This is a genomic window from Steroidobacter flavus, from assembly GCF_042651805.1.
Lineage (GTDB): Bacteria > Pseudomonadota > Gammaproteobacteria > Steroidobacterales > Steroidobacteraceae > Steroidobacter > Steroidobacter flavus.
Genome location: NZ_JBHSDU010000003.1, coordinates 3,367,377 through 3,392,831, shown reverse-complemented (window position 1 = coordinate 3,392,831; position 25,455 = coordinate 3,367,377). Strand labels below are relative to the sequence as shown.

The 25,455-nt window shown below is 62.5% G+C and carries 24 protein-coding genes; 12 read left to right on the top strand and 12 right to left on the bottom strand.

Annotated elements, in window-relative coordinates:
- Positions 1-211: 211 nt before the first annotated feature.
- On the bottom strand, positions 212-1,168 hold the full coding sequence (locus ACFPN2_RS20420; RefSeq protein WP_380599855.1) for a FecR family protein: 957 nt from the start codon (positions 1,166-1,168) through the stop codon (positions 212-214).
- A complete protein-coding gene (locus ACFPN2_RS20415; RefSeq protein ID WP_380599853.1) occupies positions 1,165-1,743 on the bottom strand; it encodes an RNA polymerase sigma factor in 579 nt (192 codons plus the stop codon). The genes ACFPN2_RS20420 and ACFPN2_RS20415 overlap by 4 nt, the downstream gene beginning before the upstream one ends.
- A gap of 198 nt (positions 1,744-1,941) precedes the next feature.
- Here ACFPN2_RS20415 and ACFPN2_RS20410 point away from each other — a divergent pair, with 198 nt between their 5' ends.
- A complete protein-coding gene (locus tag ACFPN2_RS20410; RefSeq protein WP_380599852.1) occupies positions 1,942-3,264 on the top strand; it encodes an aspartate aminotransferase family protein in 1,323 nt (440 codons plus the stop codon).
- A 4-nt stretch (positions 3,265-3,268) separates the two neighbouring features.
- A complete protein-coding gene (locus ACFPN2_RS20405) occupies positions 3,269-5,185 on the top strand; it encodes a CocE/NonD family hydrolase (protein ID WP_380599850.1) in 1,917 nt (638 codons plus the stop codon).
- A gap of 128 nt (positions 5,186-5,313) precedes the next feature.
- Here ACFPN2_RS20405 and dgcA read toward each other — a convergent pair whose 3' ends face one another.
- From dgcA to ACFPN2_RS20380, 5 genes are all read right to left on the bottom strand, one after another.
- Positions 5,314-6,294, bottom strand: coding sequence for an N-acetyl-D-Glu racemase DgcA (gene dgcA / locus ACFPN2_RS20400; RefSeq protein WP_380599848.1), 981 nt, complete (start codon positions 6,292-6,294; stop codon positions 5,314-5,316).
- The gene (locus ACFPN2_RS20395) at positions 6,291-7,850 is read right to left on the bottom strand and encodes an amino acid permease (RefSeq protein ID WP_380599846.1); all 1,560 of its coding nucleotides are present in this window, start codon (positions 7,848-7,850) and stop codon (positions 6,291-6,293) included. The genes dgcA and ACFPN2_RS20395 overlap by 4 nt, the downstream gene beginning before the upstream one ends.
- A gap of 24 nt (positions 7,851-7,874) precedes the next feature.
- Positions 7,875-8,876, bottom strand: a complete 1,002-nt coding sequence (locus ACFPN2_RS20390) for an N-acetyltransferase DgcN family protein (RefSeq protein ID WP_380599844.1) — start codon at positions 8,874-8,876, stop codon at positions 7,875-7,877.
- Positions 8,877-8,972: 96 nt separating this feature from the next.
- Positions 8,973-9,938 (bottom strand): alpha/beta hydrolase, encoded by a 966-nt coding sequence (locus ACFPN2_RS20385; protein WP_380599843.1) that lies wholly within the window; start codon positions 9,936-9,938, stop codon positions 8,973-8,975.
- A gap of 81 nt (positions 9,939-10,019) precedes the next feature.
- Positions 10,020-10,664 (bottom strand): MBL fold metallo-hydrolase, encoded by a 645-nt coding sequence (locus tag ACFPN2_RS20380; protein WP_380599842.1) that lies wholly within the window; start codon positions 10,662-10,664, stop codon positions 10,020-10,022.
- A gap of 36 nt (positions 10,665-10,700) precedes the next feature.
- Between ACFPN2_RS20380 and ACFPN2_RS20375 the strand changes: the two genes are divergently transcribed.
- The gene (locus ACFPN2_RS20375) at positions 10,701-11,318 is read left to right on the top strand and encodes a TIGR02466 family protein (protein WP_380599840.1); all 618 of its coding nucleotides are present in this window, start codon (positions 10,701-10,703) and stop codon (positions 11,316-11,318) included.
- On the opposite strand, the gene ACFPN2_RS20370 is transcribed toward ACFPN2_RS20375, so the two are convergent.
- Positions 11,315-12,988: an FAD-dependent oxidoreductase gene (locus ACFPN2_RS20370; RefSeq protein ID WP_380599838.1), complete on the bottom strand. Its 1,674-nt coding sequence runs from the start codon at positions 12,986-12,988 to the stop codon at positions 11,315-11,317. The two genes, ACFPN2_RS20375 and ACFPN2_RS20370, sit on opposite strands and share 4 nt — an antisense overlap.
- Before the next feature lie 15 nt (positions 12,989-13,003).
- Entirely contained in the window at positions 13,004-13,540 is a 537-nt protein-coding gene (locus tag ACFPN2_RS20365) for a DsbA family protein (RefSeq protein ID WP_380599837.1), read from the bottom strand.
- A 198-nt stretch (positions 13,541-13,738) separates the two neighbouring features.
- Here ACFPN2_RS20365 and ACFPN2_RS20360 point away from each other — a divergent pair, with 198 nt between their 5' ends.
- The 5 genes from ACFPN2_RS20360 to ACFPN2_RS20340 are packed head-to-tail and all read left to right on the top strand — an operon-like array spanning position 13,739 to position 17,371.
- Positions 13,739-14,620, top strand: coding sequence for a DNA ligase (locus ACFPN2_RS20360; RefSeq protein ID WP_380599835.1), 882 nt, complete (start codon positions 13,739-13,741; stop codon positions 14,618-14,620).
- 22 nt (positions 14,621-14,642) lie between these two features.
- Positions 14,643-14,948: a type II toxin-antitoxin system Phd/YefM family antitoxin gene (locus tag ACFPN2_RS20355; protein ID WP_380599834.1), complete on the top strand. Its 306-nt coding sequence runs from the start codon at positions 14,643-14,645 to the stop codon at positions 14,946-14,948.
- Positions 14,949-14,957: 9 nt separating this feature from the next.
- Entirely contained in the window at positions 14,958-15,368 is a 411-nt protein-coding gene (locus ACFPN2_RS20350; RefSeq protein WP_380599832.1) for a type II toxin-antitoxin system VapC family toxin, read from the top strand.
- 49 nt (positions 15,369-15,417) lie between these two features.
- Entirely contained in the window at positions 15,418-15,873 is a 456-nt protein-coding gene (locus ACFPN2_RS20345; protein ID WP_380599830.1) for a PH domain-containing protein, read from the top strand.
- Complete coding sequence (locus ACFPN2_RS20340) at positions 15,863-17,371, top strand: PH domain-containing protein (RefSeq protein WP_380599828.1); 1,509 nt, start codon at positions 15,863-15,865, stop codon at positions 17,369-17,371. Before ACFPN2_RS20345 ends, ACFPN2_RS20340 begins: the two co-directional genes overlap by 11 nt.
- On the opposite strand, the gene ACFPN2_RS20335 is transcribed toward ACFPN2_RS20340, so the two are convergent.
- The 3 genes from ACFPN2_RS20335 to ACFPN2_RS20325 form a co-directional block, all read right to left on the bottom strand.
- Complete coding sequence (locus ACFPN2_RS20335; RefSeq protein ID WP_380599826.1) at positions 17,368-19,050, bottom strand: serine/threonine-protein kinase; 1,683 nt, start codon at positions 19,048-19,050, stop codon at positions 17,368-17,370. The genes ACFPN2_RS20340 and ACFPN2_RS20335 overlap by 4 nt on opposite strands.
- 363 nt (positions 19,051-19,413) lie before the next feature.
- Positions 19,414-19,893 carry a hypothetical protein gene (locus tag ACFPN2_RS20330; protein ID WP_380599825.1) on the bottom strand — a complete coding sequence of 160 codons (480 nt, stop codon included), beginning with the start codon at positions 19,891-19,893 and terminating at the stop codon, positions 19,414-19,416.
- Positions 19,894-20,191: 298 nt separating this feature from the next.
- A complete protein-coding gene (locus ACFPN2_RS20325; protein ID WP_380599823.1) occupies positions 20,192-20,725 on the bottom strand; it encodes an Lrp/AsnC ligand binding domain-containing protein in 534 nt (177 codons plus the stop codon).
- A 152-nt stretch (positions 20,726-20,877) separates the two neighbouring features.
- Here ACFPN2_RS20325 and ACFPN2_RS20320 point away from each other — a divergent pair, with 152 nt between their 5' ends.
- Genes ACFPN2_RS20320 through ACFPN2_RS20305 form a run of 4 tightly spaced genes read left to right on the top strand, consistent with a single transcriptional unit; the run spans position 20,878 to position 25,443 of the window.
- Positions 20,878-21,921, top strand: coding sequence for a Leu/Phe/Val dehydrogenase (locus tag ACFPN2_RS20320; protein ID WP_380599819.1), 1,044 nt, complete (start codon positions 20,878-20,880; stop codon positions 21,919-21,921).
- The gene (locus ACFPN2_RS20315) at positions 21,918-23,165 is read left to right on the top strand and encodes a thiamine pyrophosphate-dependent enzyme (RefSeq protein WP_380599817.1); all 1,248 of its coding nucleotides are present in this window, start codon (positions 21,918-21,920) and stop codon (positions 23,163-23,165) included. The genes ACFPN2_RS20320 and ACFPN2_RS20315 overlap by 4 nt, the downstream gene beginning before the upstream one ends.
- Positions 23,162-24,178 (top strand): alpha-ketoacid dehydrogenase subunit beta, encoded by a 1,017-nt coding sequence (locus tag ACFPN2_RS20310; protein ID WP_380599816.1) that lies wholly within the window; start codon positions 23,162-23,164, stop codon positions 24,176-24,178. The genes ACFPN2_RS20315 and ACFPN2_RS20310 overlap by 4 nt, the downstream gene beginning before the upstream one ends.
- Positions 24,175-25,443 carry a dihydrolipoamide acetyltransferase family protein gene (locus ACFPN2_RS20305; RefSeq protein ID WP_380599814.1) on the top strand — a complete coding sequence of 423 codons (1,269 nt, stop codon included), beginning with the start codon at positions 24,175-24,177 and terminating at the stop codon, positions 25,441-25,443. Before ACFPN2_RS20310 ends, ACFPN2_RS20305 begins: the two co-directional genes overlap by 4 nt.
- The last annotated feature ends 12 nt before the right edge of the window (positions 25,444-25,455 follow it).

Below are 25,455 nucleotides of genomic sequence, written 5' to 3'. Positions count from 1 at the left end.
AGCTGCCGCCCCCTTCAAGATGATCATCTCTCATGAGACGAAACACATCGCGCCAGCGACACTTTTCCAGACTCGAAAGTGCCCGAAGCCGTTTCGACAACGTGCCCGTGTAGCGCATCCCCGCTTCCGGACATTCGGGCGCGCAGCCCGGTAATGGACTATAGCCAGTTGGGCGCGGCCGAAGGCCGCCGCCGCGGGTGGGCTGGGCGCGTTAGTGGGTGGTGGCGGCGTGCAGAACGACCCGGCCCGACGCAAGGCGCTCCACAGTCAAGGGCAGGGCGAGCTGCAGGCTGTTGAGCATCTGCTGCTGATTCTCCGCCCGGAATGACACCGAAACTTTGAGCTCGCCCAGGCCGGCATCGGCCAGCTCGACCGACTGCTGTGAATAACGATTGGCATCGGCCACGATCTCTCGCAGCGGCGTGTCGATGTACATGCGCTGCCCCTTGCGCCACGAGCCGGGCTGCATCGGGCCGTTCAGTTGCGGCTCACCCAACTCTCCCTGCCCGGTCGCAACCACTTGCTGGCCGCCGTGCACTCGTTTGATCGCCTGGGGCTCACGCTCGCCAACCACTTCGACCGTGCCTTCCAGTACGCCGATCTCCACTTGCGACACGCCCCGCCGCACGTCGAACTGCGTGCCGACCACGCGCAGGCGGGTCTCGCCGGCTGAAACAAAGAACGGCCGCTGTTTATCCGGATGAACGGATAGGAGAATTTCACCCGCCCGCAGCTCGGCAAAACGGCGGCTCTCGGTCATGCGAATCGCGACGACCGTTTTTCCGCCCAGGGTCAGTGCGCTGCCATCGGAGAGCGCCAGCTCGCGAACTTCGCCGACCTGCGTCTGATAGACCTGCGGACGCTGCAGCGTCCATATCAATAGTCCAATGATGGCGACCAGCGCGACGCTGGCCGCGATGGCTCGCATGCGCCACGAATCGTTCGCAGCCGGGGCTTGAGGCTCGACGAGATGCTTCAGGTCCTGCAAGGTCGCGGCGTCCGACCAGGTACGTGCGATCTCATCGAACGCCTGCGCATGCGACTCACTCGCCCGATACCAGCGCTGGAAAGGTTCGCTATGTTCGAGCGATTCGCCGTCGAGCGCCTGGCGCATCAGCCAGTGCCGCGCCTCGCTGCGAATCGCCTCGTCTTTGCCGGTCTCGGTCACCGGGCCTGTCCCTTGCGCAAAGCCGCGTCGATATCGGCCATGGCGAGTGTGATGTGTTTCTTGATGGCGGACTCGGAATAACCGTCTCGCCGCGCGATCTCGGCGCACGACAACCCATACAAACGATGTAACAGAAACGACCGTCGACGCTCCGCCGGCAGCGCCTGAATGGCATTGCGTAACGACTCGAGCCCTTCGTTGGCGATGAACACCCGCTCCGGCGTGATCTCGTCGTTATGCGTCCCGGTGTCCGCGAGCGCCGGCGCGACGCCGTTACGCCAGCTGCTCAGGCGACGGCGCTCGTCGATGAATATATGGTAAGAGCTGCGATACAGATAGGCCCGCGGGTTGAGCACCTGGCTGCGATCGGCCAGTGCCGCGAACTTCGCGAACGCCTCATGCACCACGTCCTGCGCGTCGGGTGGGCCGGCGCCGAAGGTGCGCCGTAAATAGCTGCAAAGCTCGGCGCAATAGTTCTCGTAAAGCTCGGCGAGCTTGCCGCCGGCGGCGAGCTCGCTGGCCACGCCATCCGCCAGCGCCGGCCGCAGCTTTACTTTCAGGGACCCCTTAGCCATGGACTCTCCCGATACGCCATCCCCACGCCGGCTCATCTTAATAATTGGAGTGCCGGCCCAAGCCGATTTAAGAGCCGCTTCCGGCCTCTGTCAATAGTCCTTCAAAATTGAAATTCGACGGCCGCTGTGTAATCTTGTTTACATGAAGCGCTCACCCGGGCGCCTTCTGAAAGTCGACCGAATCCCCGGAGAGCGCGCTTGAGCACAGCCGAATCCTCGTCACTGCGGGCGCGGGACGCTCGCGTCATCGCCAACATCGGACGGCTCAGATTTTCGCCGCTCGCCGTGGTCGGCGGCGTCGGCAACCGCCTTATCGAAGAAGGGGGCCGGCAGGTGCTCGACCTGTCCGCCTCGTGCGGCCCCGCCATTTTGGGTTACAGCCACGCGGGCCTCGCCGCCGCGGTCGCGGACGCCTGCAAAAGCATGGCGGGCGCGAGCTTGCTGGCCTATCCGAACGAAAACGCGGTCGCCCTCGCCGAAGAACTGCTCAGGATCACGCCGGGCAGCGGCGAGCGACGCGTGTGGTTCGGCCATTCAGGCTCGGACGCGAACGACTGCGCCATGCGCGTGTTGCAAGCGGCGACCGGTCGCTCGCGATTCATTTCATTCATCGGCTCGTATCACGGCAATCTGTCCGGCTCGATGAGCATCAGCGGTCACACCGCGATGACGCATTCGTTGCCGCGTGCTGGCCTGCTGTTGCTGCCGTATCCCGATCCGTATCGGAACAACTTCACCGCCGACGAAGTGCTGAAGTTGCTGGACTATCAGTTCGCAACGACCTGCCCGCCGCATCAAGTCGCAGCGGTGTTCCTCGAGCCCTTGATGTCAGATGGCGGCTTGATCGTACCGCCGCCGGGATTTCTGAAGGCGCTTCAGGACCGCTGCCGCAAGCACGGCATTCGCGTCGTCGTCGATGAAGTGAAGGTCGGCCTCGGTCGCACCGGCAAGATTCATTGCTTCGAGCACGAAGGTCTCGAGCCCGATGTGGTCGTGTTCGGCAAGGCACTGGGCGGCGGATTGCCGCTGTCCGCCGTCGTCGGCCCGAAAGAAATCATGGATCACGCGCCGGCCTTCGCCTTGCAAACAACGGCGGGCAATCCGGTCGCGACTGCCGCGGGACGCGTCGTTCTGCGTGCGCTCAAAGAGGAAGGCCTTGCCGCGAACGCAGAGCGAGTCGGCAACGCGTTCATGCACGGGCTGCGAGCGCTGGGCAAAGATCACAGCATCATCGGTAACGTGCGCGGTCGCGGCCTGGCCGTCGGCGTCGAGCTCATCGACGGCAACACAGGCGAGCCCGTGCCGGTCGTCACCACCGCAAAGATCATCTATCGCGCGTATCAGCTCGGCGCCGCCTTCGTCTATGTGGGCTTGCGCGGCAACGTGCTCGAATTCACCCCGCCGCTGACATTGACTGAAGCCGAAGTCGGTGAAGCGCTGGGAATCATCGACCAGGCGTTGCGCGATGTCATCGCCGGCCGAGTATCCGATGCCGAAGTCGCTCCTTTCATGATGTGGTGAAACGATGAAACTACAACGATCTTTGCTGAGTGCTGTCGTTTCTTTCGCTCTGCTGGCGGGAGGCGCGCAGGCATCACAGAGCAACGCGGCGCTGCCTTCGGAGATTCCGGAACATTTCGAAGCCAACATTTCGATCTTCGACTACACGCGCGAAGAAGTGATGATTCCAATGCGGGACGGCGTGAAGCTGTTCACCGTAATCTGGAAACCGAAACACTTGGCGGCACCGGCGCCCATTGTCATCACGCGCACGCCGTACGATGCGAGCAACCGCCAGACCTACACAGGTCGCCCGCGCAGCCCGACCGCGACTGCGGCCGTACCGATGCCGGACGCACCGTTGCTCGAAAAAGGTTACATCCGCGTTTATCAGGACGTGCGCGGCAAGCACGGCTCGGAAGGCAATTACGTGATGACGTTGCCGCTGCGCGGGCCGCTCAATCCTGGCCCGGTCGATCAATCGACCGATGCTTACGACACCATCGATTGGCTGGTGAAGAACGTTCCGAACAACAACGGGCGCGTCGGGATCATCGGCGTGTCCTATGAGGGCTGGACGTCGTTGATGGCGCTGTTCGACTCTCATCCCGCGTTGAAGGCGGCGATTCCCATGAACGCCATGGTCGACGGCTGGGTCGGCGATGACTGGTATCACAACGGCGCGTTCCGCCCGTTCTCGCTCGAATACGTGTATCGGCAGACGACGCTCAAAGGCGCGAACGAAATTCCGATGGGCTCGCGCGATGCCTACATAACGTACTTGCGTGCCGGCTCGACCAACGACATGGCGAAGTCGCGCAACATGGATCAGTTGCCGGCCTGGAAGAAATTGATCGACAACCCGGCTTACACCCAGATCTGGCAGGCGCAGGCCGTCGACAAACTGATCGCACGCACTTCAGTGAAGGTACCGACCCTCATCGTGCACGGCCTGTTCGATCAGGAAGACAACTACGGCTCACCGGCCGTGTTCGCGGAACTTCAGAAGCAGGGAGCGCAGAATCAGCTGGTCATCGGCCCATGGTTCCACGGTCAGCAAGATCCCTGGTTCCATACGTACAGCGGCTCGCACCTCGGCGCGCTGCAGTGGAATTCGGACACGACGCATTACTTTCTGTACCAGGTGATGCTGCCGTTCTTCGAGCAACACCTGCGCGACAAGCAACCCGCCTCGCCGACGCCGAGAGTGCGCGCGTTCGAAACAGGAACGAACGAATGGCGCTCTTACAGTCAGTGGCCGGCACCGGGCGTTTCGACCCGGAAGATCTATTTGGAAGCGAATGGCACGCTGTCATTCACAGCGCCCGACGCCAAAGCGAAATCGTTCGACGAGTATGTTTCGGATCCCGCCAAGCCTGTGCCGTATCGCGTGCAACCGATTCTGCCGAACGACTCGCACGACACGACTTGGGGCCAATGGTTGGTCGACGATCAGCGCCCGTTCGAGTCGCGCCCCGACGTGCTGACTTATGCGAGCGAGCCGTTGAAGGAGCCCGTGACTTTGGCCGGCGGCATCTTTGCCGAGCTGCATGCATCGACCACGGGACAGGATTCGGACTGGGTCGTGAAGCTGATCGATGCGTATCCGGAAGAAGTGCCGCTGACACCGGAGCTGGGCGGATATCAGCTGATGGTCTCAGCTGACATCCTGCGCGGCCGCTATCGTGAGAGCTATGAGGTGGCGAAGCCGATCAAGTCGAACGCGACACTACCGTATCGCGTCCGCATGCCGCACGCGAACCATACGTTCCTGCCCGGCCATCGCATCATGGTCCAGATCCAGAGCAGCTGGTTCCCGCTCTACGACCGCAATCCACAAACGTTTGTGCCGAACATCGCGTACGCGCCGAAGGACGCCTATAAGAAGGCGACGCAGCGGATTTATCACGGCAGCTTTGTGGAGCTGCCGGTCCTTAAATAGAGCCACCCTGGGTACATGGATGTACCCCGCCGCCACAGGCGGCGGCGAGCGGCAAAAAGTCACGCCTTTTTGCCAGCTCGCACGAGGGTCGTGGCAGGATGCCCGATCCCTCGTTTAATATGCGGCAATCAGCCCCAGAGTTTGGGCGACGGCCAGGACATCACGCCCGTGCGGTCGTATTGAATCGGGTGTTCCCAATCTTCAGCCTGCAGCAGCGGGCCGTCGAGATCCACCACTTCGCACAGCTGCGCGAGCACCATGCCCGGTGCCATGCCGACTGAGCCGGTGACCATGCAGCCCACCATCAATCGCATGCCTTCGGCACGCGCGGCGTGGGCCAGCTCCAGCGCGGCGGTGAGACCGCCCGTCTTGTCGAGCTTGATGTTCACGAACTCATAACGGGTCTTCAGATACTGAAGATCGTCGATGGTGTCGATCGATTCATCCGCGCACACCGGGATGGGCGAACGGCCGAGCTCGAGATCCTTATCGCCGCCGACCTTCACCGGCTGTTCCAGCAAATCGACGCGCAGCTTCGCGAGCTGTGGTCCCAGCGAGTACAGCGTCGGCACGTCCCACGCCTGGTTGGCGTCGACGATCAAGCGGGAATTCGGCGCTCCGCGACGCACGGCCTCGATGCAGCCGAGCGGATCGTCGTTGTTCACTTTGATCTTGATCCAGCGATAGTGCGCCAGACCGCGTGCGGCCTTTTCATAACCTTCGATGGAACGAATGCCGATGGTCATGGCGCTCGCGATCTCGCGAGTGTTGCCGACGCCGGCCAGGTCCCAGGCGCGGCGACCGGTGCGCTTCGCCTCCAGATCCCACAACGCCGCATCGAGCGCGTTACGGGCGCCGCCGATGGGCAGCAGCTTCAACAACTCGGCGCGTGTGACGCCCGCTTCGATCTTGCTACGGACAGCTTCCACCTGAGCGACCATCGAGTCTGGCGTCTCGCCGTGATAGTCGACGCCCGCCGCTTCGCCGCGGCCGATGTGGGGACCATCCTGCAATTCGACGATGATGACATCGCTGGTCGTATACGTGCCGCGCGCAATGACGAACGGCTCGCTCAGCTTCCAGTATTTCGTTTGAACGGTTAGCTTCACACGGACTCCTGACTCAACCCATGGGTCTCGGGCTGTACGTCCGCCGCGGCGAGTTTGGAATGCCGCAAGCCGTACACCCAGTAGATGACCGCGCCCAGCGCGCAATAGCCTCCCAGCAACATTGCCGGGATGGCGTCACCACGCAGTGCTTTCTCGACGATATCGAGCAGCAGCGGCGCGACCATAAGGATACAGAAAACTATTCCCAAGGCGGGAATGAAAGCAATTTTCACCCCGTTGACTCGAATGCCCCCACCGGGCACTTGAAACGGCCGCTCGAGATCCGGACGCACATTGCGCAACCAGATGACGCTGATGCAGACAATCCCGAACCCCAGAGCCGTCCCCAGGGTCACCATGTCGGAAAGAATGGTGATGGGCAGCAAGCCCGCCGCCAGGGCGATCGCGACACCGAGAACCAGCGTACCGATATGCGGGGTGCGCCGCTTAGCATGAACGCGCGAGAACAATGCAGGGAGCAATCCGTCGCGTGACATGGCGTAGAACACACGCGTTTGACCATAAGTGGTCGCGAGCATCACCGAGAACAGGCCGGCGATGGCGCCCAGTTTGACCACCAGCCCGAACCAGGGAAGATTCATGACATCCACCGCCACAGCCATCGGGTCCGCCACACCGAGCTGGCGGTACGGCACGACGCCGGTGAGCACGGCGGCCACCGCCACGTAAATCACGGTACACACGACGAGCGAGCCGATGATGCCGATCGGCAAGTCACGTTGGGGATTGCGCGCTTCGGCGGCAGCGGTACAGACGGTTTCGAAGCCGACGTACGCGAAGAAGATCACCGAAGCCGCGCGGAAGATGCCCGGCCAGCCGTAGGAGAAGCCGCCTTCATGCTCGGGGATGAACGGCGTCCAGTGTACCGAGTCGATGTATTGCGAGCCGATGATCGCGAAGGCGAGCAGCACCACGATTTTGGCCATGACCACGAAGCGAGTCACGGCCACGGACGTCTCGATGCCAATCACGAGCAGGATCGAGACGACGAACACGCCGATCACCGCGACGAGGTTGAAGCCTTGGCCGGCCACGAAGCGAATGCCGTCCGGAGTGCTCACTGAGTTGATATAGGCAGTCGCGAGCTCAGGCGGCACTGTTATGCCGAAGTCACGCAACAGACTGACGGTGTAACCGGAGAACCCGACCGCGACGAGCGAGACGGCAATGCCCAGCTCGAGCACCATCAACCAGCCGGTGATCCAGGCGACCACTTCACCGAGAGTCGTGTACGAATATGTGTAAGCAGAGCCGGTGACAGGGAGCGTCGATGCGAGCTCAGCGTAACAAAGTCCCGTGAGCGCGCACGCGAACCCCGCAATCAGAAACGACACGAGCACCGCCGGCCCCGCAAAACTCGCGGCGGCATTGCCCGTGAGCACGAAGATGCCGGCCCCGATGATACAACCGATGCCGAGCATGACCAGATCCACCGGCCCAAGCACTCGCCGGAACGGCTGCGCCCCCGCTTCGGCTCGGACTCGTTCGACGGATTTTTTGATGAAGAGGCGGCTTGGTTTTTTTGTAGTCGTCATCGTTGCTTTCTTGCCAGACGGTCGCTAGCCGAGCATCCGTTGAATTACCGAATCACTCGACGTCTTCAACGGATCGAAGCTCGGCACGGCCAATTCATGCTCAGCTTGCGACAACGCACGCTCGCGCTCGGCCTGCGACAAAGCCGATGTATTCAAGCTCACTCCCACCAACCTCACATTTGCGTTGTTGAGCTGCGCTGCCTCGATGTAGCGGGTGGCGGCAAGCTTCAGTGACGGCATCGCGGCATGCGGGTGATAGGCGATGTGCTTGCGCGTCGGGTCGTGACAAAGAATGAGCGCATCGGGCTGGGCTCCGTGCACGAGACCGAGCGTCACGCCGGCGTAGCCGGGGTGAAACAGCGAGCCCTGCCCTTCGATCACGTCCCAATGATCATCGGCCGCTGCGGGAGTAAGTTGCTCAATCGCGCCCGACACGAAATCCGCCACCACGCAATCCAGCGGCACGCCGCTGCCCGCAATGAGAATTCCGGTCTGACCCGTCGCACGAAACGTGGCCGCGACCCCTCGCGACTGCAGCGCCTTAGTAATCGTGAGCGCGGTGTATTTCTTGCCGAGCGCGCAGTCAGTGCCGACAGTGAGCAAACGCTTCCCACTGCGCTTGATGCCATTGCCGATGGGCAGATCTTTCGGCGGCGTGCGAACGTTGATCAGCTGCACCTTGTGCTTCGCCGCCAGCTCCGCCAGACCTTCAACATCTTCGAGCCGCGTGTGCAGTCCACTGACGATATCGAGGCCCGCCTCAATCGCCTTCCTCAAACCCGGCACCCACGAAGGAGGAACGCGACCGCCGCCGGGCGCGATGCCAAGCAACAACGAACGGGCACCGATCTCGGCAGCAGCTGCCGGCTCCTTATCGGGCAGGCCGAGATCGACTTTGCATTCGGGTAGTCGCCATTGAGCGAGACAATCCTGCTGCGACCAGTCGCGCACGCCGAACGCGGTCTTGGCCAGTACGGGCTCGGCGGCATCGCCGAGGAAAATCAGATAAGGCTTGCGGATCGACATACGTCCTTCTTGAAATACGCCATCGCGTAAACGTGCCTTTGACGAGCACGCGTCGAGACCGCGATGGATTGGTGATAAACGTTGGCGGAAATGTGCTCAGCTGTTCAACGTATCTCGCAGCCAGCGCGCCGCTTCGGTGAACGCACGGTCGGCAATTCGTGCAATCGACACGGCCTCGAGAAAACTGTGCGTGGCTCCGGCGTACACAGCGATATGTGACTTCACACCGGCGCGACGCAGCTTCTCCGCCATCGCCATGGCCTCTTCATACATCACGTCACAATCCGGCACGGCTGAGAATGCCGGCGGCAGATTGCGAACGTCGGCGTGAATGGGACAGGCGAGCGGATCGGTCATGGGTGTGTCGCCGAGGTAGTTGCGCCAGAACGCAGCCATCTCGCCGTGATCCCACATATAGCCGCCTTCGCCGTAGCGCTTGTAAGACTCGTTGTCACAAGTCGCGTCGTAGGCACCGTAGTTCAGCACCATGGCTTTCACCGCGTCGGTCTCGCCGGCATCGCGCAACTTGATACAGGTGGAAATCGTCATCGCCGCCCCGGCCGAGTCGCCGCCGACAGCAATACGATGCGGGTCGACGCCATAGCTCGTGCCCTTCTCCCGCAACCAGCGCACGACCGCGACGGCTTCGTCAATAGCGCGAGGGAAGCGACTCTCAGGTGAGAGCGAGTAATCGACGGCGATCACGATCATGCCGCTGCGAGCGGCGTACTCACGCATCAGACGATCGTGCGTGTCGATGCTGAAGATGGTCCAGCCGCCGCCGTGCAAATAAACAAACGCGGGACGCAGGCCGTCGTTGAGTGGATCGTGAATGCGAACGCGGACCGGGCCTTCGGGCGCGGGCACCCTGAGCTCTTCGGTGCGCGCCATCTTCGGGCCGCCCCGAGTCCACGCCGATCGCACTTCTTCGGCGATCCGTCGCGCTTCGGGGAATGAAACTTTGTCCAGCGGCGGATGCTGACGCCAGCGCTGGCCCATCAGCTTCACGAAACGACGGATTTCCGGATCCAGACCATCATCGGTCAATTGTGTCGACGACATGAGTACCTCCGCCGGCGAGCGTACGAACTCGCTGACGCAGGTGCCTTCGCGGCGGGGTCTCCGACTATCTCGATCGAGCCATCATCCGAAGCGGCGATCGGCGACGAACGGATTGGTCTGTCGCTCCTGCCCGAACGTCGACAGCGGCCCGTGCCCGGGCACGAAGCGCACGTCGTCGCCGAGCGGGAACAGATTCTCGCGAATGGATTTGACTAAAGTCTCGTGATCGCCGCGCGGAAAGTCGGAGCGACCGATCGAGCCGGCGAAAATCACATCGCCGACCCAGGCGAACTTCTGCCGAGGATGAAAGAAGATCACGTGGCCCGGCGTATGACCGGGACAGTGCCGCACTTCGAGGACCTCCTCGCCGACAGTGACCTGATCGCCCTGTTCCAGCCAACGATCCGGCGTGAACGCCGTCGCCGGCGGAAAGCCGAAACGCTGCGTGGCCTCGGGCAATTGATCGATCCAGAACTGATCGTCCCGATGCGGCCCTTCGATCTTCAGATTGCGCAGCTTCGCCAACTCCGCGGTGGCGGCCGCATGATCCAGATGCCCGTGCGTGAGCAGGATCTTTTCCAGGTGCAGCCCCTCTCGATCTACTTCCACCAGCACCCGATCCAGATCGCCGCCCGGATCGACCACGGCCGCGCGCTTGCTGCGCTCGTCCCAGATGACGGAACAGTTCTGCTGAAAGGGCGTAACGGGAATGATCAGAGCTTTCATGGGCCCATGGTAACCCATGGGGTAGAATCCTCGCCCATGCCGATTCAAACCCTTTTCCCCACCTACATTTACGCGGCTCCACTGCAACGGGGCGAGTGGCGCAAGCTCAACAAGCAGCTGTTGCGCGAATGCCTGCAGCTACAGCTTGACGATGAGGCCGGCCAGAAATGGTCCGAGAAGAATTATCCGGGCGGCTACACGTCCTATCACTCCGCGCACCGGATGCAGCAGGTCTCGCCGACCTTCGCGCAGCTGGAAAAACACGTGCGCCGACATGTGAAATCGTTCGTGAAAACGCTCGAGCTCGACATGACGGGTCGCGAGCTGGAGATGACGGATTGCTGGGTGAACATCATGCCGCAGCAGGTCGCGCACAGCATGCACTTGCATCCGCTGTCGACGATCAGCGGCACGTACTACGTGCAAACGCCGAAGGGCTGCGCCGGCTTGAAGTTCGAAGATCCGCGACTGGAGAAATTCATGGCCGCGCCGCCGAGACGGGCGGATGCGAGCCCGGCGAATCGCGCGTGGTCGGTGGTGCCCGCCGAAGCGGGCAAGGTCGTCTTGTTCGAAAGCTGGCTGCGACACGAAGTGCCGGCGAACCCGGTCGTCGGCGAGCGCATCAGCATCAGTTTCAACTACAACTGGTTCTAGCCGAACACCGTCGGCAGTTCTCTCAGCGCTCGATGCACGAACTGCACGCAGACCGAGCCCTCGCCCACGCCTGAAGCAACACGCTTCACGCTGCCCGATCGCACATCGCCGATGGCGAACACACCAGGCAAGCTCGTCTCCATGATGTACGGCGCGCGGGACAGCGGCCAACGCGCCGCCGTCAGCTCATCCTTGCTCAAATCGGCGCCGGTGCGCACGAAGCCTTTCTCATCGAGATTGACGCAGTCCTTCAACCAGTCGGTGTTCGGCGCTGCGCCGGTCATGAGAAACACATGCCGAATCGGCCGCCGCTCGCGCTCGCCGGTGCGCGCGTCCGTCCACGTCACATGCTCCAGCTCGTCCGCACCTTCCAGACAACTGATCTGAGTGCGAACGTGCAAAGTGATATTCGGCGATTCCTGGATGCGTCGGATCAGATAATGCGACATGGTCTCGGCGAGGCCGTCTGAACGAACCATGATGTGCACGTGACGACAGCCGCCGGCAAGAAACACCGCCGCTTGCCCGGCTGAATTGCCGCCGCCGACCACGATGATCTCTTCGTTCTGACACATCCTGCCTTCGAGATGCGTCGCTGCGTAGTACAGGCCCACGCCCGCGTATTTATCCAGGTTCGGCAGCTCGGGCTTTCGATACTGCGCACCGGTCGCGATCAGCACCGTGCGAGCTTGCACGATGCGGCCGTCCGCCATCTCGACACGATACGGCCAGCGATCACAATGCAATGCCACGGCGTCGCAGGCGACATGAAACCGCGCACCGAACTTTTGTGACTGTACCAACGCGCGACCGGCCAACGCCTGACCGGTAATGCCGGTGGGAAAACCCAAGTAGTTTTCGATGCGCGAGCTGGTGCCCGCCTGGCCGCCTGGAGCGAAGCTGTCGATCACCCGCACATCCAAGCCTTCCGATGCGGCGTACACCGCGCCGGCCAAACCCGCGGGCCCGGCGCCCACGACCAGCACATCGTGAATGGTGTTCGGATCGATCTCCGGATTGATTTCCAGGAACTCCGCCAACTGCCGCAGGCTCGCATGGGATAGCGCGCGGCCACGACCGATCACGGCGGGGACATCGGCTGCCGTGAGGCCCGCGCGCTGTAACAATCCCGCCGCTTCCTGGTCCATGTCGGCGTCGAGATAAAAGTGCGGGTGCGCGTTTCGCGCCAGGAACTCACGCAACATCAACGTGTGGCCGCAATAGCGCGAGCCGATCAATGTCATCTCGGTGTTCGGTGCCGAGATCAAGCCCATGCGTCGCAGGATGAATGCGCGCATGAAGATCTCACTGAGCTCCGCATCCGTCTGCACGACGACGCGCAGATCGCTGTCGGTGATGACCAGCACCTCGCCCGGCTCACCGACTTCCACCCGCGCGAAGCCAGGCGTGCCACGAAGCGTGCTCATCTCGCCCGCGAAATCTCCGGGCACGAGCGGCTTGATGACCTGCTCGTCGACGCCAGGGATGGTGATTTTCAAGCTGCCGGAGAGCACCACGATCATCTTGTGCTCGTGATCGCCGGGCTCGATCAAGACCTGCCCTGCGCTCGTCGGCAGATGCACGCCATGAGGCTCGAGGCGCGCGACCTGCGCCTTCGTGAGCTTCGGAAACATCTGCTCCGCGCGCTTTTCGTATAGCTCGTTTGGCATGAGAGCACCGGTGCCTTACTTGCCCAGCAACGCCTGCACTTTGTCGAACAGCGATTGCATGCCAGCGGACACGTCGTGAATCTCGCCATTGAGAAAGATGCCGGGCGTGCCGCGCACACCGCTGCGACGACCGCTATCGATGTGCTCGCGAATCCGCTGCCGATAGATCTCGTCGTCCATCTCGGCGGTGTAACGGGCCATGTCGAGATTCAACTGCTCGGCATAGCCGCGCAATTGATTGGACTTCAAGTGCAGCTGATTGGCGAACAGCAGATCGTGCATCTCCCAGAATTTGCCTTGCTGAGCTGCCACCTCGGACACCTCGGCGGCGCAGAGCGCATGCGGATGCACTTCCTCGAGCGGGAAATGCCGGAACACCAGCCGCACCTGGCCGGGGAAGCGGCTCAACAACAGCTTCAGCGACGGCGCCGCCTGCTTGCACGTCGGACATTCGAAATCGCCGTACTCGACGACTGTGATCGGGGCGTGATCGGGGCCGAGCTTGTGATCGATGGCGGTGACGGGCGCCACCAGGTCGTGCTGCTGAGTCATGCATCCTCCTGCGCCGGCCGGCAGCCGGCAACCAGCAGCGATACTACCGCCGATTGCGGGCAGCGGAGCTTGAATCTCAGTGCTTTTCGGTCGGCGGGCCCCATAGCAGCTTATGGCCGTGCCGATATCGGTAATTTCTGGGTGAATCCACCAGAAATGCGGCCGCTTTGACCCGCCTTCCGGTGGTGTCATGAAGCCATGGACACCGCACACCGATCTTCGACGCGCAAGGCCACGGTACTTCTCCTGGTCGAATCCACCTTCGTGACTGGAACGCTGTGCGTGCCCGCCCTCGCACTCGCGGCCCCACCGCCGCTGTTGCTCGCCAATGATTACGACGATGTGAACGTTGACGTCTCCCGGTATTGGGTCAGTGAGAAATACGACGGCGTGCGGGCGTATTGGGACGGACAGCGCCTGATCACTCGCGCCGGCAATCCCATTCACGCTCCACAATGGTTCACGCGCGGCTGGCCCACGGAGCCGCTGGATGGCGAGCTTTGGGCAGGCCGCGGTCGATTTGAGCAAGTCACCGCGACGGTGCGCGATCTCGATCCCGACGACATTGCCTGGCGCGACATCCGTTTCATGGTCTTCGATTTGCCCGCCGACGAAGGAGTCTTCAGCGCGCGGCTCGAGAAGCTGCGATCTGTGTTGGCGCCGCTGCGCATCGATTGGCTGCGCGAAGTCACGCAGTCACGCGTCGCGGACGACACCTCACTGCACCTTCAGTTGGCAACCATCGCCGCAGCCGGCGGCGAGGGCTTGATGCTCCATAAGGAAGATTCACTGTACCGCGCCGAGCGCAACGACGACCTGCTGAAACTGAAACCCCATCAGGACGCCGAAGCTCGAGTCATCGCGCATGTGCCCGGCCAGGGAAAATATCTCGGCATGCTTGGCGCCCTGCTCGTGCGCAACGCCGACGGCACCCAGTTCCGCATCGGCACCGGGTTCACCGACGCACAGCGCCGCGATCCGCCCGCCATCGGCAGCTGGGTCACTTACAGCTATCACAACGTCACCGCCCGCGGCATCCCCCGCTTCGCCCGCTTTCTTCGCGCGCGACCGCCGGATTAGGGGGAAAAATCAGGTTGATTCCGTGTACAGGCAGGTGTACACGGAGCGAATGATTAAAAGTTATGCCATCGCCGAAGCACGGGCCAACTTGCCCACCCTCATCGACGAGGTGGAGGCGGGCGCGGCCATTGAACTCACTCGTAGAGGAAAAGGAGTCGCAATCATGATTTCAGTCAACGAATATCAACGCTTGCGCAGCAAGCGCCCGACCTTTCAGGATGCCTATCAGCGCCTGCTAAAGAAACATTCGCTCGGGGAAGTGGGTCTGGAACAAGACTTTGCCCGCCGGCTCCGCGATCGGAGCCCCGGACGCAAAGTGGATTTCTGAGCTGGCGCCGTGCTGCGTTATTTACTGGACACCAACGTGGTGTCGCAGCCCATGATGAAGACGCCCCACGCCGGCATCATGCGGAAGCTGACGGCGATCGCGGATGAGTGCGCGATCGCCGCCCCGGTCTGGCATGAATTGCAGTTCGGCTGCAAGCGCCTGCCGCCGGGCAAACGTCGCAATGCTCTGCAGGACTATCTCTCGGATGTGGTCAACACTTTCGAGATTCTTCCCTACGATGACCTGGCAGCGAAGCTGCACGCAATCGAGCGCGTGCGCCTGCAGGAACTCGGCACAACCATACCCTTCATCGATGGTCAGATCGCCGCGATTGCGCAGATCAACGAGCTCATCCTCGTGACCTCCAACGTGCGCGATTTCGCGCCTTTCAATGCCCTTGTCGTGGAGAACTGGGCTTAGGCTCACGCCGGGTTAGAATCGGCGCACCTCTCCCAGCAGGATGGCGCCTTTGCAGCTCTCACACGTCGATTCTGGAATCATCGGCGTCTGGCGGTGGGAAGCGGCCATTGCGACGTTGATTGTCACGATTGCCGTGACCGCGTTCAGTTTCTCGGTACGGCCGCTGTGGCCGCTCGCGCCGCTGCTGGTGTTTGTTGGCGGCATGCTTCGGACGTGGTGGTGGCCACCGCTTTCGTATCGATATTTGCGTTTCGGCGTCGATGACACGGGCATTGCCATCGAGAGCGGTGTGCTCTGGCGCTCGCGAATCGCGCTTCCGCGTGTTCGCATACAACACACCGACGTGTCGCAAGGGCCGCTCGAGCGACGTTACGGCATCGGCACGTTGAAGTTGTACACGGCGGGCAGCCGGCACACCAGGATCGAGCTGCCGGGCTTGCGACATGAAGACGCCATCGCTCTGCGCGACGCGTTGCTCGCCGAAGGTGCCGGCAGTGGCGTCTGACTCCGACTTTCAGCCGAGGCTACGGCTGCACGCGCTCTCCTGGGTGTTCGGCCTGAGCGGTGCCATCAAACAAATGGTATTGCCGTTGATCGCCCTGCTCTTCTTCAACGTGCGGGATGACACGCCCGGTCCGTTCGGCCCGTGGATCGTGCCGATCGTCGTCGCCGCCGCGGCGATCCATGCCATCTGGATTCAACTCACCTTCCGCTACGGCTTCAGCCCGACCGGCCTGGTCGTGCGCAAAGGAATCATCTTTCGCAACGTTCGACACATCGAGTACGCGCGCATCGAGAACATCGACACGGAGCGCGGATTGTTACATCGACTGCTCGGTGTCGCCGAGGTACGCGTGCAAACGTCCACGGGTGGCAAACCCGAAGCGCTGATCAGCGTGCTCGATCTTGCCGCGGTTCAAGAGATGCGCGAGCGCGTCTTCTCAGAAGCGAAGCCGGCTGCGCAGACCATCCAGGAGCGCGCCGAGACGACGTTACTCCACTTGACCATCGGCGAGCTCGTGCGCCAGGGCCTCATCGACAATCGCGGAATGATTCTGGTCGCCGCGGCATTCGGCGTGTTGCACGAAGCGGGCGTGTTCGTGATCAACCGGGAACTGGTCGATCGGGTGCTGGAGTCGTCGTCGGCCGCCGGGCTCGCGGCGCTCGGCTTGATGATGCAGCTCGCGCTCGGCGCGCTCACGATACTCAGCGCCATCATCGCCGTACGCATCCTGTCAGTGATCCTGGCCATCGTGACCTTCTACGATTTCAGACTGACTCGCGTGGCCGGCGATCTCCGCGCTCGTTATGGCCTGTTCACCCGCGTCGCGCTGACGTTACGAACCCGGCGCATTCAAGCCGTTCATCAACACGAATCCCTGTTGCATCGCTGGTTCCATCGGGTCTCGCTGAATGTCGATCTCGCCGGCGACAGCGGCGGCGGTCAGAACGAAGCTGACAATTCTCGAATGAGGACGCGCTGGCTCGCGCCAGTTTGCCCGACGAACGCAGCGCCGGCGCTCATCGCAGCGGCATTACCTGCGTTGGATTGGAGCACCGAGCCCGACTGGCAACCGCTCGCATCTCGCGCGCGAGGCCGCATCTTTCGCAAGACAGCGCTGTGGTCAGTGTTGATTCTGACCGCACCGGCCATTTGGTATTTGCGAGAGGGCGCGATTGTCGTGGTGCTGAGCTGCATCCCGTTGGCGTGGATGCATGCGCATTTGTATGTGAAGTACACGCGCTGGGCGCTGGTCGGCGACGCCGTGCTGTTTCGTCATGGCTGGCTGAATCGCCGACTGACCATCGTGCCCCGAGACCGCGTGCAAACCTTGAGCGTCGAGGCGACGCCTTTCGATCGACGCAGTCGCATGGCGAGCCTTTACGTCGACACCGCCGGCGCGAGCGCGATGACGGCAGGAATCAGGATTCGTTATTTGCCCGCCGACGTGGCGGAAAGACTGGCGACCGCGCTGTATCGCACGGCCGCCGTGACGACTTAGTCGCGTGCGAGCGATAACATCCGCGAGAACGGCGAATCGGTCCTGCGCCACAGGCGCCGACGCAGCGACGCCATCGCGATGATCATGCCCGGCAGAATGCCGCTCAACGCGCTGTACAAATAATTTCGATCGGTGAAGTGATCCTGCTGAACCAGCAGCGCCAATCCCAGCAGCGTGCCGAACACGGCCCCGATGAAGGCCACCTCGAATCTGAATCTTCCCGCGGCGATCCGCCACCGACGGGTCACGTAATCCATGCTGCTGGCCCAGACCGAGCCGCACAACATCATCACCAGGCCGTTACTGAGACCGGTCAGCTTCTGCGCGACGACCAGCACCAACCCGATCCACATTACCGTCGCGATGAACGCCGCGATGACGTGACTCCGGTACCGCGAGCGGAAGAAGGTCTCGCAGAACTCCACCATCAATGCCGTGCCTATGCCGACGGCAATGGCGGATGGATACATCCATTCATGAATGCGTCCGATGCTCAGACTGTCGAAGAAAGCGAACAGCGCACCGGCAATCGTGCCCAGCGTGATCGCGCGACCGAAGGCGTTGAAGATCGCGCCGGCCCCATCGTCCTCGCGACGAGCGACGATCCGACTCTGCAGCTCACGCAGCGAATCGAATCGAGCATCGGGCCGGGGCGACATGGCGCGCATGATGGCGCGAGCGATTTGACGAGGAATGTCGCGACGAACTCTTTCAATCGGCTGCACGGCGCCCATCGGCACGCGACCGGTGAACAATTCATACATGAGCACGCCGAACGCATATTGATCGGCGCGCCAGTCGACTTCCTTCGCATCGGCGTGCTGTTCGGGCGCCATGTAATAGGCCGTGCCTAAATTCATGCCGGTGCGAGTCAGCTCGTTGTTCTGATAAGCGCGGGCGATGCCGAAGTCCATCAGCTTCACGACGCCGCTGCTGTCGATCCAGACGTTCTCGGGCTTTAGATCGCGATGAACGATGAAACGATGCGCGTGGCGCAGCGCTTCGAGCAGCTGTTCGCCGATCGCTGTCGCCTCTTCGATGGGGAACGGCTTGCCGGTCGCGAGCTGCGCCTGCATGCGACGGCGCAAACTCACACCGCGCAGACGCTCCATCGTGAAGAAATAACGACCGCTGGCCACGCCGACGTCGAACACCCGCACGATGTTCGGATGAGCGAGCTTGCAGGAAACTTTGGCTTCGGAGAGGAAACGAGTGCGAGCGGCGTTGCTCGATAGCAGCTCGTTACGCAGCACCTTGATCGCGACCTCTTCGTCTTTCAAACGATCGCGAGCCGCGAACACGCGCCCCATGCCGCCGTCGCCGAGGACGGCTTGAATCTCATAACGCCCCTGAAGCACGACGCCGGGGCCGATGACCACGTTCGAGCCCTGATGAACCTGGGTCTCGGGCTCGGCAACGTCATCCATGCGCATCATGGTGACGGCTTCGCGATTGACCTGGCGGGTGGCGGGCTCGGTCGCGCTACGCGCGGTCTGGTAGGCAGCGACCAGTCGGGCCAGATCCTGCTGGGCCGATTCCTGGGCTACTGGAGTTTCAGCATTGATGAGCTTGTGCTGAAGAACCGCCAGACGATCCGTATAGTTTTGCCATAACGTGGCAGGATCGTCGGCTGACTCCAGCCCGAGCAGCATCAGCGCATTCTCCAGACGGCTGGACATAGTGGTTGCGAATACTTCCGTGCAAAAACCAAAAGCGACGATTCGTCCCGGACTGTTTTAATCCCGCATATCGATTCCGGGAGGGACACATTGCACTAGGGCTGACTGCTTGAAAAGTGCCTCCACGAACAGACACTGTTCGTGAAAGGTGAAACCTGATAGTGAAAGGCTCAACGCGGCTCTAACAAGGGCTTTTTGACCAGTTATCGGTCTCGAGCAGCCGGTCGTCGGCCGGAGAACTTTCGGCAACCCTAGCGCAATCGTCGCGTTTGCGCGCTCTGTCGCCGATCGACCACGAGCCCTGCGCAAAAGTCGCCCAACCACGCGCCTCGTTACGACATAACTTCCCCAGGATGAACGGGGCTACTTTTCCTGGCCGTGCCGGCGATGCTTGCAGCGCATGGCCCATTGGTGACGGGCATGCAGACGCTCGGCTTCGCTATCGGCCTCCGGGGGCAGCTTGCGTAGCGCTTGCAGGGCAGCCGAGTGCGCGATGGCCACTTCCGGGTCGGTTTGTAACAGGGCGCGATAGCGCTCCAGGAAGGCCTGCTCGACCGGCGCCCCCACCCCCGACAACAAGGCAATCGCATGGCCGCCGATGGCCGCGACTTCGGACAGAGGCAGGTCGCCCTCGTGAACGGCGTGATCGACGTCGGCGATCAACTGATACAGCGGGCGTAACCATTCCCATTGCGGATCCTCCATGATCTGACGCAGCAGGGCTAACGGCGATTGCTGGCTGCCGAACTTCCTTTCGACCGCGATCACCACTCCCAACAGCCCGCGTAAGGCGCGGCTCGCATCCTCCAGCGCATGCAAATCTGGCGGATCGGAATGAGTCATGGCGCAGCTCCCATCGGCAGTGCCCGCTATCCTGCGCTCATCCACCATTTTTTTCACGTCGATGGCGCGTTCAGCGCGATGGCCTTCGTGGGACCTGCGGGGGGCTCACTCAGCGCTCCTCAACGATCTCTCGACTTAGAGAGACCCTCGCCCGCATGGAAGAAGCCTATGTACCGGCGAGAGTCAGCAGGTCACCGCGCTCAGGTTCCCCCTTGCGCGGCAGCTCCTCCTCCGCAGCGACGGGGCCGGGCGAGGGTCTTCTCTTTCACTCATCCTGTTTTGGGATCTAACATTTTTGTCAGGATCTGGCGCGTCGCCGCTTCGGCGCCGCGGCTGCCGCCCGCCCCGCCTCGCTGACGCGCACCGCGTGCGTGGACTTCACTTCTTCGAGCACGAAGTACGTCTGCGTGTGACGCACGCCGCGCACGTTCACGATCTTGTCGCCGAGCACACGGCGGTATTCGTCCATGTCTTGCACGCGCGTCTTGATCAGGTAGTCGAAGCCGCCCGCCACCATGTGGCACTCAACGATCTCCTCCACCAGCCGCACAGCTTCCTTGAAGCGCTCGAACACGTCCTGCGTGGCGTGATCGAGTGTGACCTCGGTGAACGCCAGCATGCTTTGCCCGAGACGCTTCGGGTTCAGGTGCGCGTAGTAACCGTCGATGAACCCTTCCCGCTCGAGGCGGCGCACGCGCTCGATACAGGGTGTCAGCGTCAAATTGACGGTGCGGGCCAGCTCCGCGACGGTCAGTCGCCCGTCCGCCTGCAATAGCGATAAAAGCTGCCGGTCGACGCGATCCAGTTCACGGCTTGGAGGATTGCTGCTCATCGAAGTCTAGTAATTCCTACTGTTCTGGCAGGCTCGTTTGGCAGACTCTGCTGCTTAACAGTCGGTATTGTAGCGCAATATGCTCCGGGACAGGCGGAGCGGACCAGCACCCGCTTTCGCCAGACCATAACTCCAGCGAATCCGTACCAGTAATGTTCGATCATCCTTCGTTCGACCAGCACGAGCGCGTGCTCTTTGCGCACGACGCTGCCACGGGCCTGCGCGCCATCGTGGCCGTGCACTCGTCCGCGCGAGGCCCCGCGGCCGGCGGCTGCCGCTTCTGGCACTACAATTCCTCGCACGACGCCATCGCGGACGCCCTCCGGCTCTCGCGCGGCATGAGCTACAAGAACGCGATGGCGGGCCTGCCGCTCGGCGGCGGCAAAGCCGTAGTGATGGTCGACGCCGAGCGGCCGAAGACCCCGGCCATGCTCGAGGCCTTTGGGCGGTTCGTCGAATCGTTGCAGGGTCAATACATCACTGCCGAGGATGTCGGCGCTTCGGTCGCCGATATGGAAATCGTCGCCGGCCAGACGCGTTACGTGAGCGGCTTGCCGCGCACCGCGGTGAGCTCCGACGGCAATCCCAGCCCGAAGACGGCCCTCGGTGTATACCTCGGCATCAAGGCTGCGGTGAAATTCAGACTGAAGAAGGATGAGCTGCGCGACCTGACCGTCGCGGTGCAGGGCCTCGGCGGCGTGGGCTACGAGCTCTGCAAGCTGCTTGCGGCGGACGGCGCCAAGCTGCGCATCGCCGATGTGCGCGAGGCAGTGACGCAGAAGGCGGCGGCGCAGTTCGACGCCGTTGTATCCAGCCCGGACCGCGTGCTGTTCGAGCGTGCCGACGTGATCGCTCCCTGCGCACTCGGCGCCCTGTTCGATGCCAACACCATCCCGAAACTGCAGACCCCGATCGTCGCCGGCGCCGCGAACAATCAGCTCGCGACCGCCCAGGACGGCGCGCGACTGCATGCCGCCGGTGTGCTGTATGCCCCTGACTATGTGATCAATGCGGGTGGCATCATCAGCGTCGGTCGTGAATATCTGGGCGGCGCGACGGCCGAATCCATCGTCGCCGAGATTCACCGTATACCTGTCCGTCTCACGGAAATTTTTGCGCGTTCCAGCGCCACCAACCGTCCGACCAGCGAGCTGGCGGACGAGATGGCGCGTCAGTTGCTTGCGGAGGCCCGATGATGCGATCCCGTCTGCACGTTCCCAGACCGCCGGCTCGTCCCGGCGAGAAACCGGACTTCAGTTACGTCCAGGTTTCTCCGGCTGGCGCCGCCGCCCGCCCGGATCCGAACGCGCCCTTGAGCGAGACCGAATTCCTGTCGAAGGAAATGGTCCGCGTGCTCGATGACAACCATCGCGCCGTCGGCCCCTGGAACCCGCACCTCGCGGCCGCCGATCTCGAGCTCGGCCTGCGTCACATGATGCTGACGCGCGCGTTCGACGACCGCATGCATCGCGCTCAACGCGGCGGCAAGATCACCTTCTATATGAAGTCCACCGGCGAAGAAGCCGTCTCGGTGGCCGCCAACATGGCGCTGAAGCCCAGCGACATGATGTTTCCTGCGTATCGCAACCAGGGCCTGCATATCTCGCGCGGTCTCAAGATCGTCGACCTGATGTGCCAGCTGCTGTCCAACACCCGCGACATGTGCAAAGGCCGTCAGCTGCCGGTGATGTATCACTCGGTCGAAAGCAATTTGTTTTCGATCTCCGGCAACCTCGCCACTCAGTTCCCGCAGGCGGTGGGCTGGGCGATGGCCGCGGCCATCAAAGGCGAAGACCGCATCTGCGCCACGTGGCTCGGCGATGGCAGCACGGCTGAAGCGGATTTCCATTACGCCTTGCTGTTCGCGCAGATCTACAAAGCGCCCGTGATCCTCAACGTCGTGAACAATCAGTGGGCCATTTCCACGTTCCAGACGTTTGCGGGCGGCGAAGGCCGTTCGTTTGCTTCGCGCGGTCCGGGCTACGGCATGCCGGGTATTCGCGTCGACGGCAACGACTTTCTCGCCGTTCACGCTGTCACTCAGTGGGCCGCCGAGCGTGCTCGCACCGGTGCCGGCCCGACGTTGATCGAGCTCGTCACCTACCGTGCCGCGCCTCACTCGACCAGCGACGACCCGTCACGCTATCGCCCGAAGGATGAAGAGAAGAGCTGGCCGCTCGGCGATCCGATCGAGCGACTGAAAGGTCATCTGCGCAACCTCGGCGCCTGGTCCGACGAGCAGGACAAAGCGGTTGAGAAGGAATGCGAGGAGCACGTCAACCAGGCGTGGAAAGAAGCGAACACCTACGGCACGCTCACCGACGGCCCGCAACTCGATCCTGCAATCATGTTCCAGGATGTGTTCAAAGAAGAGACGCCCAGCCTGGCACGCCAGCGCATGCAGCTGGCTCAGGAACTGAAGGAGCGCGCACCGAAATGACTCAGATGAATATGATCCAGGCGCTCAACTCCGCCATGGATGTGATGATGGCGCGCGATCCAGGCGTCGTATTGATGGGCGAAGACGTGGGCTACTTCGGCGGCGTGTTCCGTGCCACCGAAGGCTTGCAGCGCAAGTACGGCGAGCATCGCGTGCTCGACTCGCCGATCGCCGAAGGCGGCATCGTCGCCACGGCCATCGGCATGAGCATCAACGGTCTGCGCCCCGTCGCCGAAATTCAGTTCGCCGATTACATCTATCCGGCGTACGACCAGATCGTCAGCGAGCTGGCGCGCATTCGTTATCGCAGCGGCGGCGACTTCTGCGCGCCCGTGACGATCCGCACGCCGTGCGGCGGCGGCATTCGTGGCGGCCAGACGCACTCGCAAAGCCCGGAAGCGATCTTCGCGCACGTCTCGGGCTTGAAGGTCGTGATGCCTTCGAATCCCTACGACGCCAAAGGCCTGTTGATCGCCTCCATCGAAGAAGACGACCCGGTGATCTTCCTCGAGCCCAAGCGTCTTTATAACGGCCCGTTCGATGGCGACCCGAACAAGCCGGCGGTGGGCTGGAACTCACATCCGAAGGGCGATGTGCCGGAAGGTCATTACCGCGTCGAGCTCGGCGTGGCTGACATCGTCCGCCCCGGCAACAAGCTCACCATCATCACTTACGGCACGATGGTGCACGTGTGCCTCGCCGCCGCCGAGAAAGCCGGCGTCGATGCCGAAGTGATCGACCTGCGCTCGTTCGTGCCGCTGGACATCGAGACCATCGTGAATTCGGTGAAGAAGACCGGCCGCTGCATCGTCGCCCACGAAGCGACGCGCTTCGGCGGCTTCGGCGGCGAAATCCTGTCGACCATTCAGGAAGAATGTTTCTGGCACCTGGAAGCGCCGATCCTGCGCGTCGCCGGCTGGGACACGCCCTATCCGCACGCGTTCGAGTGGGAATACTTCCCTGGCCAGGCGCGCGTCATCGCCGCCATTAAAGCAACGATGGAGGCGACATGAGCCGTCATGTGGTGAAACTGCCGGATCTCGGCGAAGGCACGACCTCCTCCGAGATCGTGGCCTGGAAGGTCAAGGTCGGCGACGTCATCGGTGAAGACGACCCGATGGTGGAAATGTCCACCGACAAGGCCGTGGTCGAGATGCCCTCGCCGGTCAGCGGCAAAGTCGTTTCGCTCGGCGGCCAGCCGGGCGATCAGATCGCCGTCGGCGCCGAGCTCGTTGTGATCGAGACCGACGCCGGCGCAGCCGCCGCCGTTAGCGCGCCGGCCGCCGCTCCGGCGCAGTCCGCACCTGCCGCTTCAAGCGCCCCGGCGAAGGCTGCCCCCGCCGCCCACAATGGCAACGGCGCCGCGCCGCCAGCCAACAAACCTTCGGGCGGCCGAGTGATGGCCTCCCCTGCGACACGCGCGCGTGCGAAGCTCGCCGGCATCGATCTCACAACCATCAGCGGCACCGGTCGCGATGGCCGCATCCAGCGCCAGGATCTCGAAACCGCAATCAACGATCGTCAGGCCGGCAAGTCCCCCGCTCCTGCAGCGACCCCGAGCGGCCGCCAGGTTCGCACCGGCACCGAAGAAATCCGCATCCTTGGCGTGCGTCGCGTGAGCGCGCAGCGTGTGGCGGATTCGAAGAGAAACATTCCGCACTTCGCCTATGTCGAGGAAGTCGACATGACGGAGCTGGAACGCCTGCGCAAACATCTGAACTCGCAGCAGCCGAAGGGCTCGCCCTCTTACACCTACCTGCCGTTCCTCGCGATGGCGCTGGTGCGGGTCGTCGAGCAGTTCCCGAAAGTGAATTCCCGCTACGACTCCGAGCGCAACGTGCTGGTCCGCCATGACGGCATCCACATCGGCGTGGCCACTCAGACCAACGACGGTCTGAAGGTGCCCGTGGTGAAACATGCCGAATCGCTGTCTCTCAAAGAGATCGCGGCCGAGATCCGTCGTGTCACCACCGCGGCGCGCGAAGGCACGGCGAGTCGCAACGAGCTGCAAGGATCGACCATCACGATCACCAGCCTCGGCAAGCTCGGCGGCATCGTCTCGACCCCGATCATCAACGCCCCGGAAGTGGCCATCGTCGGCATCAACAAGGCCATCGAGCGCCCGGTCATCGTCAATGGCGAGGTCGCGGTCCGGCTGATGATGAACCTGTCCTCGTCGTTCGATCACCGCTTCATCGACGGCTACGACGCCGCCGAGACCATCCAGGCGCTGAAAGAAAAGCTCGAACAGCCCGCGACTATCTTTATCCGGGATTGATCGAAGCGGTTT

Coding starts and splice junctions, on each gene's coding strand:
- ACFPN2_RS20415 (WP_380599853.1), bottom strand. CDS start 1,743: ATGGCTAAGGGGTCCCTGAAAGTAAAGCTGCGGCCGGCGCTGGCGGAT.
- ACFPN2_RS20405 (WP_380599850.1), top strand. CDS start 3,269: ATGAAACTACAACGATCTTTGCTGAGTGCTGTCGTTTCTTTCGCTCTG.
- ACFPN2_RS20395 (WP_380599846.1), bottom strand. CDS start 7,850: ATGACGACTACAAAAAAACCAAGCCGCCTCTTCATCAAAAAATCCGTC.
- ACFPN2_RS20390 (WP_380599844.1), bottom strand. CDS start 8,876: ATGTCGATCCGCAAGCCTTATCTGATTTTCCTCGGCGATGCCGCCGAG.
- ACFPN2_RS20385 (WP_380599843.1), bottom strand. CDS start 9,938: ATGTCGTCGACACAATTGACCGATGATGGTCTGGATCCGGAAATCCGT.
- ACFPN2_RS20380 (WP_380599842.1), bottom strand. CDS start 10,664: ATGAAAGCTCTGATCATTCCCGTTACGCCCTTTCAGCAGAACTGTTCC.
- ACFPN2_RS20375 (WP_380599840.1), top strand. CDS start 10,701: ATGCCGATTCAAACCCTTTTCCCCACCTACATTTACGCGGCTCCACTG.
- ACFPN2_RS20370 (WP_380599838.1), bottom strand. CDS start 12,988: ATGCCAAACGAGCTATACGAAAAGCGCGCGGAGCAGATGTTTCCGAAG.
- ACFPN2_RS20365 (WP_380599837.1), bottom strand. CDS start 13,540: ATGACTCAGCAGCACGACCTGGTGGCGCCCGTCACCGCCATCGATCAC.
- ACFPN2_RS20360 (WP_380599835.1), top strand. CDS start 13,739: ATGGACACCGCACACCGATCTTCGACGCGCAAGGCCACGGTACTTCTC.
- ACFPN2_RS20335 (WP_380599826.1), bottom strand. CDS start 19,050: ATGTCCAGCCGTCTGGAGAATGCGCTGATGCTGCTCGGGCTGGAGTCA.
- ACFPN2_RS20330 (WP_380599825.1), bottom strand. CDS start 19,893: ATGACTCATTCCGATCCGCCAGATTTGCATGCGCTGGAGGATGCGAGC.
- ACFPN2_RS20325 (WP_380599823.1), bottom strand. CDS start 20,725: ATGAGCAGCAATCCTCCAAGCCGTGAACTGGATCGCGTCGACCGGCAG.
- ACFPN2_RS20320 (WP_380599819.1), top strand. CDS start 20,878: ATGTTCGATCATCCTTCGTTCGACCAGCACGAGCGCGTGCTCTTTGCG.
- ACFPN2_RS20315 (WP_380599817.1), top strand. CDS start 21,918: ATGATGCGATCCCGTCTGCACGTTCCCAGACCGCCGGCTCGTCCCGGC.
- ACFPN2_RS20310 (WP_380599816.1), top strand. CDS start 23,162: ATGACTCAGATGAATATGATCCAGGCGCTCAACTCCGCCATGGATGTG.
- ACFPN2_RS20305 (WP_380599814.1), top strand. CDS start 24,175: ATGAGCCGTCATGTGGTGAAACTGCCGGATCTCGGCGAAGGCACGACC.